Source organism: Trinickia sp. (assembly GCF_057351765.1).
Genome location: NZ_JBMRBK010000020.1, coordinates 46,406 through 62,265, shown reverse-complemented (window position 1 = coordinate 62,265; position 15,860 = coordinate 46,406). Strand labels below are relative to the sequence as shown.

Sequence of the window (15,860 nt, the reverse complement as noted above, 5' to 3'; positions counted from 1 at the left end):
CAGGTCCGTAGCGAGCAATCTCCATTCCATCCCGCCCCGAGGGCTTAGCGCTTGTCGACGATCGTCGTGTTGACGATCTGGCCCGCGATGACCGTATTCGAGAGCGCGATCGCGTTCACGTTGTAGGCATAAATCGGCCCGGGCGAGGTGACCGTGGCAGGACCCGCCGCGACCGGGGTGCCGAAGTCGCAGTTGCTGATCGAGACGCCCGAGATCGGCACGACGGCCGGCGCGGGTGTGGGGCCGTTGTAGTCGGATGCGACGGGACCTTGCGCGACGATCGCCTGAAAACAGGAGGCGGTTACGCCGTTCAACGTCACGTTGCTTGCCTTGACGTCCGATATCGTGATGTTTTGCACGACGGGCGGCCGCGTTCTGACGGCATCGTTAGCGGGCTGATAGTCGCAGTCGAACGTGACGATTCCGCCTTGAGCCGCTGCCGGATTGCCGGCCGCCGGCGTGACGACGCCCAGCGGCACGCTCGCATTGATCGGACTGCCGGCGAGAAACGCGCTGCCGTAGCCACCGCCTTTGAGACTGACGCCGTTCGGCAGCGTCACGCCTTTGACGTGGAAGTCCTTCACGTAGCCGCCGCGATTCATGTTCGTTTTCACGCGAATGGCGATATTGAGCGGATTGGTTTGCCAGTTTGCGTTGAGCATCGACAGGTTCGTCGCGAAGATCTGCTCGACGCCGCCGCCCATCTCGCTGCCTAGCGTAATGCCGCCATGGCCGCTGTTCATCGTGCAATCGCGAATCAAATGGCGTTTGGCCGGCCCGTATTCGGTGTCGAGATTCTTGCCCGATTTGATGGCGATGCAATCGTCGCCGGTGTTGAACGTACAGTTTTCCACGAGGACGTTGGTGCAGGCCTCGGGATCGAACCCGTCGTTGTTGGGACCGATGCTGTCGGTCGTCACGCCGCGAAATACGACGTTCATGCAGGCCGTGGGATGGTGCTGCCAGAACGGCGTGTTTTGCGTCTGGTAGTTTTCCATCAGCACGTTCTTGCAGTCGATGAATTCCACCAGGCACGGACGCAGATAATGGCCGAGCCCGAAGATGCGTTTTTCGACGGGCACGCCGGCTTCGGAAAGCGCCGGCAAGTAGTTCTGGTCCTGCTGCCACGGGGTGCTGGGCGAGGTCAGCAGCGCATAGAGCGCATCGGAGATGCCGGGCGCCACGAGACGCAAATCGACGTTGTTCGGGTTGGCATACGCCTGGCTCGGCACCGATGCGCCTGCTCCGTAGGCGCCGGACGAGCCCTTGTACGTCCACCAGCAGACGCTGTTGTTGCCGCTGCCGGAGAAGGGTGTCATCGCTTGCCCGTTGAGCACCGAACTCGGACCTTCGCCCGTCAGCGCGATGTTGATCGCATTGCGCGCATAGACCGGAGCGCCGAAGTTCAGGCAGTCGTCGGCCTGCCAGCGGCTGTAGTAGAGCCGGCCGTTGGCGCCGCAATCCACGGGACCGTCCTTCGCGTAGTCGGCAGGGTTCGGGCTGAAATAGATCGTGCAGTTCGCGCTCAGGTGAAAGCGGACGTTGCTTTGCAGGACGATCGGCCCAGCGCAGTACCAATTGCCGGGCGGAACGACGACACGACCGCCGCCTTCGCGGTGGCAGGCGTCGATCGCGGCCAGGAATGCCGGGCGCGAGTCGAACGCATTGGGGGCGGGCGTTTTCTCGGAGCCTGGGCTGACAGGCGACTTGGCCACGTTCGTGTAGGGCGAGGTGGCCGCCACGACGCTCACGGACTGTGCGCCGTAAGCCGTCACGTCGTAATCGCGCGGACGAAAGAGCGTGTTCGAAACATGCGCCACCATCGCCGCGATCCTCGCGGCCGCGCCGTGTTCGCCCCAAATGAGATCGACCTGGGGAATGCCGGGCGCCGCGGCGAACGCGCGCACGGCGCTCAGCGGTCCGAGCGTGCTGGCGAGCGCCGCACCGCCGAGGCCGACGAATGCGCGGCGCGTGAGGCGGACGTTCGATATGGCGGAAATCGATGATGCACGACGACGGCTTTTTGCTGTCATTTGGAACGCCTCCTGGATAGGGTCGGCGAGCGGCAAGGGACGCGCGGCCCGCGCTGAGTCTTATGTTGTCGTACTACGTCGAGCAGTGTAGTTCCGAACCGTTCCGGCTGAGAAATCTCGTAAACCCGCGGAGCTAGTGCGATTGCGGGCGAGCGGAGCCGCGGCACGTGTCATCAGTCATCGTATGACATACGTGCGCAATGAGCGGACATGGGGCGGCTAACCGCCGGATTCGAACGACGCGGCCTAAAACGCCGGGGCGGCGCCGTTGCGCACGTAACGTACGTAGAGGCTCGCGCTCAGCACTGCGGCTGCGGCGGCGGCCAGCGCAGCCATGAGGAACACCGAGCCATACCCGAAAGCGCCTGCGACATAGCCCGCCAGGGGCCCCATGATGCCGAGCGAGAGGTCGAAGAACACCGAGTACGCCGACAGCGCCGCACCGCGGCTCGCGGGTGGCACGAGTCCCACGGCCTCGACGCCGAGTGCGGGGAAGACGAGCGCGAAGCCGAAGCCGGTCAGCGCCGCACCGGCCAGCGCGGCATGCGGGGTGCCGGCCAGCCACAGCAGGATCAGGCCGGCGCATTCCAACGAGAACGATGCGATGGCAATGCGCAACCCGCCATATGTTTTGATGGCATTGGCGAATGCGAGGCGGGCGCCGACGAACAGCATGCCGAATACGCTGAGCGCGAGAGCCGGGTGTTGCCAGCCGCGCGCGGCGTAGTAGAGCGCGATGAATGTCGCGATGGCGCCGAAGCCCGCGGTGCCGAGCGCGAGGCCAAGGCCATGGGGCAGGACGCGCATGAAGACGCTCGCATACGACATCCGTTCGCCATGGACAGGCGGGACCGGCGCGACCCGGCGCGCGAACGCGTAGCCGAGCGCCGCGAGGACGACGGTGACGGCGCCTAGCGCCCACGGGCCGCCGAGCGCATGGGCCAGCGCGGCGCCGGCCGGCGCGCCGACGGCAATGGCGCCGTAGGTGGCGACGCCGTTCCACGAAATCACGCGTGCGCTGTGATGCGCGCCGACGCGTCCGATGCCCCAGAGAATCGCGCCCGTGCCGACGAAGCTTTCGCCGAAGCCGAGAACGAGCCGCGAGAGCAAGAGGACGCCGAGGCTTGCGATACGCCACTCGGTCAACATGCTGGCGATGAGCAGCAGCGCGCCGCTCGCACCGCACGCGGCAAGGCCGGTGAGCACGGTGCGCCGGGCACCCCGTGCGTCCGCGCTGCGGCCTGCGTGCGGCCGCGAAGCGAGTGTCGCCGCGTATTGGACGCTGACGGCCGCGCCGGCCAGGACCGAGCCGAAGCCGAGGTCGCCGTTGACGAAGCCCGGCAAGACGGGCAGCGGGATCCCGATCGTCAAATAGCAGATGAATGTGAAACAAACGACGCTGACGATGCGCGCGGTCGCCATGCGATCGGACAACGCGGGTTCAGATGCGGAGGCGGACTCGGCGGACATGGGCTCGGCGGCGGGACTGGGCAAGACGTAAAACCGGAAACCAAGGATACGCGGCACATCCGCTGCCGGGGAGCCCGTGAACCGGGCGGCGTTCCCCATGCGGCTCGCCGCAAAGCCGCGATTGTCTCATGGAACCGGTTTCGTTGCATTGCAGCAAAGGACGCGGCCTGGCGCCGAACGGGATGCGCGACGGCGCGAATCCTGTACCATCGGCGGGCGCCGCGGTCCAAGACACGGCGGCGCGATGTTCACTGTTCCGACGTGTCCGATCCCACTATCGATGAAACCGACTTCCGACCGCCCACGCCGCGCGCCGCGCCTGGTCGCGCGTTTCGTAGCCATTTCCTGGCGCGATCTCGCGGTCTCGTTCGGCCCGATCCTGCTCGTGTCGGCGGCCGCAATCTGGGGTGCCATCCGCCTCATTCAGCCAGCGCCGCCGACCACGCTCACCATCACCGCGGGTCCGCCGGGCAGCTCGTTCTGGAACGCCGCCATCGGCTATCGGCGCATTCTGGCGCGCAACGGCATCAAGCTGATCGTGCTGAGTTCGGAAGGGTCGCAGGAGAACCTGGAGCGGCTTTCCAACGCGCACTCGGGTGTCGATGTCGGTTTCGTGCAAAGCGGACTCGTGGCGCCGCCGCCTGAGCTGTCGGCGGCGAGCGCGTCGGCGCCTTCGTCGGCGTCGTCGGGTTCATCGGCCTCCCAGCCGGTCGCGGCCTCTGCGTCCGCCGCGCCGGCTCCCGGGGTGTCGCCATCCGCCTCCACGTTGGCGCTGGCGCTGGCCGCATCGGATGGTACGCCGCCGTCGGCTGCATCGGACGCCGCCTCGGCGCCCGACGGCGGCGCGGTACCGCGGCCAGTGCCGAAAGGGCTCGTGTCGCTCGGTAGCGTCGCCTACGTGCCGCTCGCCGTGTTCTACAACGGACACGCCCGGTACACGAGGCTGTCCGCGTTCGCCGGCAAGCGCCTGGCCATCGGGCCCGAAGGCAGCGGCGCACGCGCCTTGGCGCTCACGCTGTTGAAGGCCAACGGGATCGAGCCGGGCAGCAGTACCACGTTGCTGCCATTTACCGGCGAACAAGCGGCCGATGCGTTGACGCAAGGAAGCATCGATGCCGCGTTCTTTTCCGGCGATTCGGCGCAAGTCCCTGTGATGGCCCGGCTCACGCGCACGCGAGGCGTGCGGCTCTTCTCGTTTTCCCAGGCGGATGCGTACACGCGGCGCTTTCCCTATCTGACCGATGTCGTCTTGCCGATGGGCGCGTTCGATCTCGGCAAGAACGAGCCTCCGCGCACGGTCCACACGCTCGCGCCGACGGTCGAGCTGATCGCCCGCGATTCGCTGCACCCCGCGCTATCGGATCTCCTGATCGAGGCTGCGCGTGCGGTCAACGGCCGGCCGAACCTGCTTCAGCGCGCGGGCGAGTTTCCGGCGCCGATCGCGCACGATTTTCCCATCAGCGATGACGCCGCGCGCTACTACAAGTCCGGCAAGAGTTTTCTCTATCGGCTGATGCCGTTCTGGTTGGCGAGCCTCGCCGACCGGCTCATCGTGTTGATCGTGCCGATCGTCGTCGTGCTGATTCCGGGGCTGCGTCTCGTGCCGTCGCTTTATGCGTGGCGTGTGAAGTCGCGCATTTATCGCTGGTATGGTTCGCTGATCGCGCTCGAGCGCGCTTCGCTCAGCGACACGTCCGAAAGCGAGCGTTCGGCGCTCGTCGACCGCCTCGACGAAATCGAGGCATCGGTCAACCGGCTCAAGATGCCGCTTGCCTACGCGGACCAGTTTTACGTGCTGCGAGAGCACATCGGGTTTGTCCGGGAGCGGCTCGCGAAAAAGAGCTGAGGGGGCGCGCACGCCGCAAGGCAGCGCGCGTAAGATTCAGATACGCGCGGCGTGGCCGGGTAGTCCGGCGGCGCCGCACGGCTCGAGGCGGTCCAGGGTGCAACGGGAGACAACAATGAAGCACGGTATCGATGCGGCCATGCCGCTGTGGTTCTACGACTTCGTGTCGCCGTTCTCGTATCTCCTGCTCGAGCAGCACGACAAATGGCCCAGCCTGCCGTTCGCCCTCGTGCCCGTTTCGGTCCATGCGCTCTATCGCCACTGGGGGCAGCGACCGGCGAGCGAAGTGCCGCCCAAACGGGCGTTCACCTATCGTCACGCGCTGTTTCGTGCCGAACAGCTCGGCATTCCGTTCAAGATGCCGCCGGTGCATCCGTTCGATTCGACGAAGGCGCTGCTGCTCGCGGCTGCCATCGGTGCCGATCTCCCCACTGTTTGCACGATGTTTCGTTTTATTTGGCGCGATGGCCGCGATCCATCGACGCCCGACGGTTTCGCGGATCTTTGCAGCGCGGTCGGCATGCCGCATGGCGAGCGGCTCGTCGAACACGAGGAGACGAAGTCGCGGCTGCAGCGCAATCTCGACGATGCGATCGCGCTCGACGTATTCGGCGTGCCGACGTTCCGGCTCAATCGCCAGCTCTTTTGGGGCGAAGATGCGTTGCCGATGTTGCTGTATTGCGCGCGCTCGCCGGGCTGGCTCGAGTCGCCCGAAGTGCGGCGCCTCGGCGAGTTGCCGAACGGGATTGCCTCGTAGGGCCGATAGCCGATAGGCCGCGCCCTAGCTGCGCTGACTCGTGCGCCGGCGCTCGGCGATCCGGTATTCGGTCGGTGAGATCGCGAGCCGCTTGCGGAAAATCTTCGCGAGCCCGTCGCCGCTGCTCACCCCGCAACGGCGGGCGATCTTGTCCACCGGCAGATCGGTTGCAACCAGCAGCAGACAACTGGCGTCGAGCCGGGCACGCAGCAGATATTCCGACGGTGTGAGACCCATTTGCGATTTGAAGCGGCGCAAGAAGCTGCGCTCGCTCATCGCCGCAACCTGCGCGGCCTTGGCGACCGAAATGGGGCGGCCGTAGTTTTCGCGCATCCATCGTGCCGCGGCGTTGATCTTCTCGCGCGCGCCGCCTTCATCGAGCTCGCCGAGCACGGCGCCGAGACGCCGCCACGCGCCTGGGACCGAGCGTTCGGAGATCTCGCGAGCCGCATCGGCGCCGCGATCGCGTTTGACGATCGATAGCGCGGCAGCGATCGGGCCGAGGGGATCGTCGAGCGCGACGGGCTGCTCGATCAGCGGTGGACTTCCCGCGGCGGCGCCGATCGCGAGCGGCACGCTGGGCACGGGCGATCCCGCTTCCGGATGTTCGTTCACGGCATGGGCGGCGGCCAGGATGGCGAATCCTTCGCCGATCGCCTTCACGATGCGGGTCTTCTCGAGCACCGCTCGTAGATGGCGCAGAAAGGCTTCGTCGGTTTTGGCGAGAGCGGCGCCCGGGCCGCCGGCGATGAAGAGCACATCGAAACCGCGTGCGCCGTCGTCTTCGAGCCGCTCCGACCAGACGCGCATGGCGCCGCTGCTCGCAATACTGCCGCCGACGTCCGACACGACGACGAGTTCGTAGGGTTCGGGCGGCTCATGTGCTTCGGGCATGCCTTGCGGCTCGACGTGAGCCTGGACCCGCGGCTCGGCGCGCGGTGCCGGACTGGTGCGCGACGATGGCGGCGGAGGCTGCCCTGCATGCGTCGCGCCCGCACCGGGGGCCGAGCCTGTGCCGGGGCCCGTCGGCGCGCCTGAGTGCTCCTGCGCTGCGACTTCGCGTTCGAGTTCGATCTCGTCGGCGAGCCGGAACACCTCGGCGACCGAACTCACTTCGACGAGTGAAAACGCGTCGAAGATCAGAATAGCGATGCGTTTGGTCATGAGAGCAATATCGTCGCGACGACATCGGCGCCGCTCGCGGACATTCGCCTTGCAGCGTTCGTGGCAGCCAGCCCGGATTCCCGGCGCCCTGGTTCGACGCGGAAAAAGAATCGTGCACGGGGTGAAAGCTAATGGACTGGCTGCGTCGCATCATATGCGGCGCGGCGCGACGCGCCTCGCGCAGCGTCGGAAAAGCGCGAGATGTTGTCAGATGGTCTCGATACTTTCGCGCTGCACGGCGAAGCTCCGGCCGCGATATGCGAGCCGGTGCGCGTTCGCACGTCGGTGCGCGCCGCCCCAGGTCATTGCCCGGTGTAGCCCGCGGGAACGGTGACGTGGGACATCATGGCGTTGCGGTTCGACGAGACGACGTAGATCGGCGATTCGCTGAGTGGCAGCACGATGCGGCCGTTGCTGTAGGGCATGGATGCGGCGTTGCCCATGACATCGAGCACGGTGACATTGCCGGAGGTGCCGTCAACGTCGACCTTCAGCGAGTACGGCACGGTGTAGGTCGCACTGAAGCCGGTCGCGGCGCTCCACACGGCATTGTTGTGCGTCCACAAGGCGGTGACGATCTTGCCGCCGTTCAAGCGTTGGAACGCATAGCCGTAGACGCCCGAGGGGACGTCCTTGAGATAGCCGAGCGTAGTCGTGCCGTCGATGATGCGCGTCATGGCCGCGACGGCCATGGCGGCGGGTTTCGGGCTGATGTCGTTGGAGCCGTAGCTGCCTTTCGGGTTGGACAAATCGAAGAACAGCCCGTAGCCGGGCGGCGAGTCGGGCGTGTCCGACGAATAGAACACGTAGGTCATATCCGCACCCTCGCCGAGCAGAATCAAGTGCGTGCGCGCGACGACGGCGCCCTGGGCGAAGAGCACGTTCTGCGTGGGGTAGTTGGCGCCGTAGGCGGTACCGATGTCATAACTGATACCGGTTTCGGTCGCGAACAGTTTGGCCCCGGGTTTCAGATACTGAACCATCGCGCGACGCAGCTCGCGCATCGAAGCGGGCAGCGCATTCGCGGCGCGGGCGGCCTCCCCACTGGTTGCGAGCCGTTCGGGCGGGTGCGACGGCGAGCAGCCGACATCGTAATAACCGTGAATCGCCAGGCCGTCGAGGTAGTGCGCGAGACCCAGCGGCGCGAGGCGCTTGAGCCAGCGCGTGTTTTCGCGTACCGATGCGTTGGCGGTGCCCATGACGACGGCGTGCGGATCGGTCGCATGAATCGACTCGTAGGTCGCGCGATAAAGCGCGACGAAGTGGGCATCGGTATCGCGCCAGGGCAGTCCGCCGTCGTAGTCGGGCTCCCAGGTCGTTTGATAATAATTATTCGATTGATTCGGAAAGTAGCGCGCTCGAATGGCCGCGGAGTCCTCGCCGACCCGGCGCATGTAGCTGCGATAGGCGGCCTCGGACGACGGCGCATAGCTGTGCGTGCGCTGGCCGGTGGGACTCGCCCAGCCCGGAATGCCATCGAGCTGGATGAGCCGCATGATGTCGCCCTGTCTGAAGTAGCGCGCGAGCGTCTCGGTACCGGGCTTGAACGTATCGGCCTTTTCCTCCTCTTTCATGTACCAGTTGCGATTGTCGTTGGCCCACGAGAAGCCGAGCGTCGGGTAGAGCGGCCGATAGCCGTCTCCATCGCAGCAGGTTTCGCCGGGCGCGAGGTAGTTGGTCCCTTGTCCGCCGAAACGATGCTGATCTTCGTGCGAATAGGTCGGCGCCGGCAGCACGCGGGCCACATCGGGCAGCACGCCGAATGTGGCGATGCCCGCGGGGCGGGTGCCACGGGCCGGCAATGCAGCACCTGCGTCCGCGAGCCGCGCCGAGACCGCGAAATAGCCGGCCAGCGGCGAACGGCAGCGCAGCGTGGTCGTGCGCGCACCGGCGCTTACGTGCAGACGGCCGCTCGCGCGCACGGCATCGCGCGCGTCGTGTATTTGCCAGACGACGGTGTCGTCGTGTTCGATGTGCGTCGTGAACGCAATCGTAAAGTCCCGCTCCACGGTGAACGTGCGCGTGCCATTGCTGCCCGGCGTATCGGCTTCGAGTGCGTCGCCTTTTTCGCGCGCCGCATGCGTGCTCGCGCCGGGCTCGCAGGCGATCGATCCGCTCACGCTGAACGGCATCGCCTTGGCTGTGGCGGCCGGGGCGGCCGGGGCGGCCGCAGCGCGCGTCGGCTGCGCTTGCGCAGCGTCGGTGCGGCCGCGTTCGCAGGCCGCGAGCGCGCATGCCAGCGAGAGCAGGACCGGCGTCGCGAACGATGCGAGCCGGCTCAGGCGCGGGCGCCGATGCGCCGCGCGGTCGAGGAGGGCTGCGGGCATGAAACGAAGGCGCTCCTGGAAGACGGATTCTCGAGTTCAGCACAGTGTTCGCGCAGGGACCGTGCCCTGGCGAACATTTCGTGTGAACGATCCGCGCTCCCGTCGGAGCGGCCCGCCGCGTCACTGCGCCACGTAGCCGGCGGGAACCGTGACGTGGGACATCATGGCGTTGCGGTTCGACGAGACGACGTAGATGGGCGACTCGCCGAGCGGCAGCGTAATGCGGCCGTTGCTATAGGCCATGGACGTGGCGTTGCCCATGACGTCGAGCACGGTGACATTGCCCGACGTGCCGTCGTCGTCGACCTTCAGCGAGAAGGGCACGGTGTAGGTGGCACTGAAGCCCGCCGTTGCGCTCCACACGTCATTGTTGTGCGTCCACAAGGCGGTGACGATCTTGCCGCCGTTCAAACGTTGGAACGCATAGCCGTAGACGCCGGTGGGGACATCGTTGAGATAGCCGAGCGTGGTGGTGCCATCGACGATGCGCGTCATGGCGGCGACAGCCATCGCGGCGGGCTTGGGGCTGATGTCGTGCGAGCCGTAGCTGCCGTTGGCATTGGACAAATCGAAGAAGAGTCCGTAGCCGGGCCCATCGGGCGTATCGGACGAATAGAAGACATAGGTCATGTCCGCACCCTCGCCGAGCAGAATCAAGTGCGTGCGCGCGACGACGGCACCGTGAGCGAAGAGCACATTCTGCGTGGGGTAGTTGGCGCCGTACGACGTCCCCATGTCGTAGCTGATGCCCGCTTCCGTCGAAAACAGTTTGGCGCCAGGCTTCATATACTGGGCCATCGCGTGGCGCAACTCACGCATCGAAGCGGGCAGCGCGTTGGCCGCATCCGCCGGATTCGGATCGGTTGCATGCCGCTCGGGCGGATGCGACGGCGAATTCCCCACGTCGTAGTAGCCGTGAATCGTCAATCCGTCGAGATACTGGGCGAGGCCCAGCGGCGCGAGACGTGCGAGCCATTCCGAGTTCGTGCGCACGAGCGCGGCCGTGACGCCCATGACCATCGCGTTCGGATCGGTCGAATGCAGGCCCGTGTAAGCGGCACGGTACATCGAGATCATGTTGGCATCAGTGTCGGACCAGTGCGTCGGTCCGCCGCCGTCGGGCTCCCACGTGATCTGGTAGTAGTTGTTCGCCGCTTTCGGGAAGTAGGCCGCGTGGATCATCGCGGAATCGGTGCCTACCCGGCTCGCGTAATCCTGAAACGCTGCCTCCGAGGAGGGCGCATAACCTTCGGTCTGCCCGCCTGTCGGACTCGCCCACGCGGGAATGCCGTCGAGCTGGATCAGCCGCATGATGTCGCCCCCGCGGAAGTACGGTGCGAGTGTTCCCGTACCCGGCGCGAATGTGTTGGGACCGTTCGGTTCTTCCATGTACCAGTTGCGATTGTCGTTGACCCACGCGAGACCGAGGTCGGTGTAGAGCGGCCGATAGCCGTCGCCGCTGCAGCAGGTGGTGCCCGCCACGAGGTAGTTCGCGCCCTGGCCGCCGAACCGGTGCTGGTCTTCGCGCGCGTAGACGGGGGCGGGTAGCGTGGCCGACAAGTCGGGCAGCACACCGAACGTCGCGATACCGGCCGGACGTGTGCCGCGCGATTGCAACTGCGCCCCGTTCGACGTCAGCGATGCCGTGACGGCGAAATAGCCGGCGAGCGTCGAGGAGCAATCGAGGTTCACGGTATTCGCGCCGCTTTGCACGGGAAAGCTGCCGCTCGCGCGTACGACGTTCCAGTCGTCGCGGATCTGCCAGCTCAGCGTATCGGCTTGCCCCGCGCGTGTGGTGAAGGCGAGCTTGAAGTGGCTGCCCGTTGCGAACATGCGCGAGCCGTCGCTGCCGGGCGTGTCGGCTTCGATTGCGTCGCCGCTCGAGGACGCCGCGCTGGTCGGGCTCGATACCGATCCGCAGGTCAGCGCCTGAGCGCCGGCCGCGACGATGGGTGCGGCTGTGTTCGCTTGATTGGCTCCCGCGGAGCCCGAGCCGGCGCCGCCGCCACCCCCTCCGCCGCACGCGGCGAGCGCGAGAACCGCGCACGCGAGTGTGGCCGGCAAGGCGACGTAGGGAGGGGGAAAACTGGAACGCTCGGTGAGCAGGGACGGAAGGAGGCGGGGGGCACGCTTTGACAGCGCAGTTGTTTTCGTCTTCATTCGTAAGGTATGAAAAAAGCCGCGCCGTAAAAAGGGACGAGCGCAGGCATCCCGCATCGCAAGAGCGATGAACGGGGGCCGCCAGAAGGCGGCGCAACCAAGGGAATGACGCGGTGTGTCGATTCGGCACGAAGAGGCGCGACCCGCTTAGGCGGGGCCCTCGACCGCAAGAGCGGCCTTGCCGGAACGGCTCGTGACGCCAGGCGATGAAGAATCGGGCGCGACGGCGATGTGCAAACGTTTGCGTCTGACGAAACCGTACTGGCCGGCGATTCGGTGGACGAAAGACTACCCCGATTCGGTAATTATCGGGAGTGAAACATCTAGCTTATTTGCGCAACGCCAAGTGGCGGATTCGTGCTGGGCCTGGCGTCTGCGGCAACGTCGGGTCGCGGTCTCGGACAGTCCGCAGACGTTGCAGAGATGAATCGATTCGTTGTGGCTGCCGGACATGGCGCAAGGTTTGCCGGTCGCGCAGGGGCCCTTCGCATCTTTCGTGCCCCGGCGAAGCGCGCTGCGCGCAAAGCCCGACTCATGGGCGCCTGGGAGCGGCCAAGCCCGCGGGAAGCCGTGTCGCCTTTCGCCAAGCCGCTGCAATCGGCTTTACTGAGCAGATTAATTAGTGAAGTTATGACATCTCAATGAAGGCGGTCAATGTCTGAAATAGTTGTATATTCGAGCCGCCATTAAATGAGTCATAAATGAAACATGAAAGCGGCAGCACTGCTATCGTTTTGTATTACAAAATAGGAAAACCAGAACTGTGGCGTCCTAAATCGACCGTTTCCGCCATTAGGCGTTATGCGCCAGTGTGGCTTGCGCCACAGATGCCCGGCGCGACTCCGACTATCTTCCTATCGTGCGTTTGTTCGGAAGTGTCTTCGAGGTCTGGTTCGCTAATTGCGGAGCAGATCCGGCAAGTCCTGATTGCCGCGAAGGCGTGACCGTCGCCGCGCGCGGTTCCATCGGCTCGAACGAGGCCGAATCCAGCAGTTCATTCAGCCACATAAGGAGACCGGGTTCGCTCGACGAGGAGCGGGCTTGGGCGTCGGCGGCGTTGCGCCGGCGCGCAGGCGTTCTTTAGCTAAATGATGTGCAGAGGATTCGGAAATTAATCGGATTTGTCTGGTTACGGTAGGAGTGTATTTCGGCAATGGCAGAGAGGGCAGAGGTTTTCGAAGACACCGGACGGCATCAATGCCGCCAAGATGCCGTTCGATTACGTCACGTAATCCGCCAAATGGATACCTGCTGTCTATGATGCACTGCGAATTGCCGAAAAGGGGCTGCCGTTATGCAGGCAACGAATATTGAGGGAAATACCATGCCTTACGCGAGTATCGAACCCGCTGTGATGGGTTGGTTGCGTGCGTCGCAAACGAGCGCCGCGCACACCGCCACGCGCCGTATCGCGATCGTTCTGTTCGACGGCTTTTCGCTCCTCGGCACAGGCCTCGTTGCCGAAGTCTTCCATATGGCCAATGAGATCGTCAGTACACGCTCCAGCGACGAGTGGGTCTACGACGTGACCTTCCTCTCCGCGGGCGGCGGCAACGTGACGTGCTCGTCGTCGGTTCGCGTGTGGACCGATGGGCTCGACGCGCGGCACTTCAGCGGCTTCGATGCGCTCTTTGTCGCAGGCGGCAGGGGTGCGACGGCCGCGGCGCATGACGAGCGGCTGATCGGTTGGCTGCGCCGCGTGCAGGTCAAGACCGCCAATGTGCGCTCCATCGACGAAGGACACTTGCTGCTCGAAGCGGCCGGGATCGGCAATCGCGACAGCGAATATCAGTTCAACTCCTATCTGAAGCAGGCCGGCCGCGACGCCCCCATCGCGGACACAGGCGACCGGCTCGCCCCGATGAAAGGTGCGCTGACGATGGTCAAGCGCGACCTGGGCCTCGACATCGCGCGCAGCGTCGCCGAGCGGCTGATGCCGGGCTCCAGCGCCCGCTTCGTGCCGATTCTCGGAGACGCCGGTGCAGCCAGTGCGGGCGACAAGATTCGTGCGGCGGCGCGTTGGCTCCAGGACAACTGCGAACGGCCGATTTCGATCGCGGATGCCGCGCAGGTTGCCGCCATGAGCGAGCGCAACTTTTTGCGCCGCTTCAAGCTCGAGCTGGGCATGACGCCGTCCGACTATCTGCTGCAGGCGCGTCTGGCGATCACCTGCAGCTTGCTGATCGACTCCGAGCTGCCTGTCGACAAGATCGCCCGCCGCAGCGGCATGGGCAACGGCGATCGGCTCGCGAAGATCTTCCGCAAGCGCATGATGATTTCGCCGACCGAGTTCCGCATGCAAAGCCGCCGCGACGTGGGCGGTTAACGGGAGCATGGCATGAGAACTCCCGAACAACGATATGGCGGTGGGGTTGCCGGGTTGTCCGCTCGTGGACCGATTGCCGCGCTCGGCGCCCAGCTCGCGCGCGAAAGCACGCCGTGCCGGCGGATCGTCCCCGTGGTGCTGGCCGGTGGCTCGGGCACGCGATTGTGGCCGATGTCGCGCGAGCACTATCCGAAGCAACTGATCGACGTCGTCGGTGCCGATACGCTGTTGCAGTCGACGGTACGCCGGCTCGACGGTTTTCCGGAGGAATGGGAACTAGCCGAATCGCCCATCGTGGTCTGTGGCGGCGAACACTGCTTCATCATCGACGAGCAATTGCGCGAGAGCGGCGTCACCCCGCAGCTCATCGTCGAACCGGCGCGCCGCGATACCGCGCCCGCGCTGACGATGGCTGCCGCGCTCACGTGCTCCCACGGCCGTGACGCGATTCTCGTCGTGATGCCATCGGATCACGCGATTACGGATGTGGCCGCGCTGCAATCTTCGATCGAGCTCGCCGCGCGCTATGCGCAGCGCGGCGCGATCGCGACGCTCGGTGTGCCGCCGACACGGCCCGATACCGGCTTCGGCTACATCCGCATCGGCGACGCGTTGGGCGACGGCGCACATCGGATTGGCGGCTTCGTCGAGAAGCCGGCGGCGGAACTCGCCGCGCAGTATCTCGCCGCGGGCAGCTACTGGTGGAACAGCGGCATCTTCGTCATGCGTGCATCGGTATGGCTTGCGACGCTGCGCGCACTGCAGCCCGCGATGCATGACGCGTGTCTCGCGGCGTTCGCGAGCGGCGCGACGCAAGACACGCGTTTCACACCGGGTGCGCAAGCATTCGCGCAGACACCGGCCGATTCGATCGACTATGCGGTGATGGAGCGGCTCGGCGGCGCCGATGCGCCGTGCGAGGGCGTCGTCGTGCCGCTCAACGCGGGCTGGTCGGACCTCGGCTCGTGGGATGCCGTCTGGGATGCGCTCGAGAAGGATGCGCAAGGCAACGTGGCACGCGGCCGCGTCGTCTTCGAAGGCGCGACATCGACCTATGCGCATTCGCAGGGCCGGCTCGTGGCATGTGTCGGAACGGCCAACATCGTTGTCGTGGAGACACCCGACGCCGTGCTGGTCGCCGACCGGTCGCACGTGCAGCGCGTCAAAGGGCTTGTCGCCCGCATCAAGGCCGATCATGCGCCGGAGGCCGATGCGCACCGCAAGGTACGGCGTCCGTGGGGCTTTTACGACTCCATCGATCATGGCGACCGCTTCCAGGTCAAGCGCATCGTCGTCTCGCCTGGCGCGCGGCTATCGCTGCAGATGCACCACCATCGCGCCGAGCATTGGATCGTCGTGCGCGGCACCGCGCTCGTCACGCGCGGCGAGGAGCAGTTCCTGTTGAGCGAAAACGAATCGACGTTCATTCCGCTCGGCGTGCTCCACCGGCTCGACAACCCCGGCAAGATGCCGCTCGAAATCATCGAAGTGCAATCGGGCGCCTACCTCGGCGAAGACGACATCGTGCGTTTCGACGACCAATACGGTCGATGCGCGCCGGCCGCGGCCGAGGACAACCATGGGAGCAATGCGAGCAGCAACGTCAATGGCACCGGCCACGGCCACGGCAGTGGAAACGGCAATGGCGCCAGCAACGGCAACGGCAGTGTCCATGCCGCCAGCAATGGCGACGGCAATGGACATGCGGGCGACCACCACGGCAGCGACCGCCCCGGTAACGACCAGCGCCGCAACGGCAAGGGCCTGGCGTCCTGAC

The 15,860-nt window shown here is 65.7% G+C and carries 9 protein-coding genes; 4 read left to right on the top strand and 5 right to left on the bottom strand.

Features of this window, described 5'->3' with window-relative positions; genetic code table 11:
* Positions 1 to 44: 44 nt before the first annotated feature.
* Positions 45 to 2,033, bottom strand: a complete 1,989-nt coding sequence (locus tag ACO1XS_RS03690; RefSeq protein ID WP_486390032.1) for a glycoside hydrolase family 28 protein — start codon at positions 2,031 to 2,033, stop codon at positions 45 to 47.
* A 246-nt stretch (positions 2,034 to 2,279) separates the two neighbouring features.
* Positions 2,280 to 3,503 carry an MFS transporter gene (locus ACO1XS_RS03685; protein ID WP_486390031.1) on the bottom strand — a complete coding sequence of 408 codons (1,224 nt, stop codon included), beginning with the start codon at positions 3,501 to 3,503 and terminating at the stop codon, positions 2,280 to 2,282.
* Between the two features lie 280 nt (positions 3,504 to 3,783).
* On the opposite strand from ACO1XS_RS03685, the gene ACO1XS_RS03680 reads away from it, so the two are divergent.
* Positions 3,784 to 5,349, top strand: a complete 1,566-nt coding sequence (locus tag ACO1XS_RS03680) for a TAXI family TRAP transporter solute-binding subunit (protein WP_486390030.1) — start codon at positions 3,784 to 3,786, stop codon at positions 5,347 to 5,349.
* 115 nt (positions 5,350 to 5,464) lie between these two features.
* Entirely contained in the window at positions 5,465 to 6,106 is a 642-nt protein-coding gene (locus ACO1XS_RS03675; protein WP_331567876.1) for a DsbA family protein, read from the top strand.
* Positions 6,107 to 6,130: 24 nt separating this feature from the next.
* On the opposite strand, the gene ACO1XS_RS03670 is transcribed toward ACO1XS_RS03675, so the two are convergent.
* The 3 genes from ACO1XS_RS03670 to ACO1XS_RS03660 all read right to left on the bottom strand — a co-directional run bounded on the left by ACO1XS_RS03670 (position 6,131) and on the right by ACO1XS_RS03660 (position 11,757).
* Positions 6,131 to 7,270 carry a helix-turn-helix domain-containing protein gene (locus ACO1XS_RS03670; protein WP_486390029.1) on the bottom strand — a complete coding sequence of 380 codons (1,140 nt, stop codon included), beginning with the start codon at positions 7,268 to 7,270 and terminating at the stop codon, positions 6,131 to 6,133.
* Between the two features lie 302 nt (positions 7,271 to 7,572).
* Positions 7,573 to 9,597 carry a hypothetical protein gene (locus ACO1XS_RS03665; RefSeq protein ID WP_486390028.1) on the bottom strand — a complete coding sequence of 675 codons (2,025 nt, stop codon included), beginning with the start codon at positions 9,595 to 9,597 and terminating at the stop codon, positions 7,573 to 7,575.
* A gap of 120 nt (positions 9,598 to 9,717) precedes the next feature.
* Positions 9,718 to 11,757 (bottom strand): hypothetical protein, encoded by a 2,040-nt coding sequence (locus tag ACO1XS_RS03660; protein WP_486390027.1) that lies wholly within the window; start codon positions 11,755 to 11,757, stop codon positions 9,718 to 9,720.
* Between the two features lie 1,324 nt (positions 11,758 to 13,081).
* On the opposite strand from ACO1XS_RS03660, the gene ACO1XS_RS03655 reads away from it, so the two are divergent.
* Together ACO1XS_RS03655 and ACO1XS_RS03650 are read left to right on the top strand one after the other, a co-directional pair.
* Positions 13,082 to 14,083: a GlxA family transcriptional regulator gene (locus ACO1XS_RS03655; protein WP_331567872.1), complete on the top strand. Its 1,002-nt coding sequence runs from the start codon at positions 13,082 to 13,084 to the stop codon at positions 14,081 to 14,083.
* A gap of 12 nt (positions 14,084 to 14,095) precedes the next feature.
* Positions 14,096 to 15,859, top strand: coding sequence for a mannose-1-phosphate guanylyltransferase/mannose-6-phosphate isomerase (locus tag ACO1XS_RS03650; protein WP_486390026.1), 1,764 nt, complete (start codon positions 14,096 to 14,098; stop codon positions 15,857 to 15,859).
* The last annotated feature ends 1 nt before the right edge of the window (position 15,860 follow it).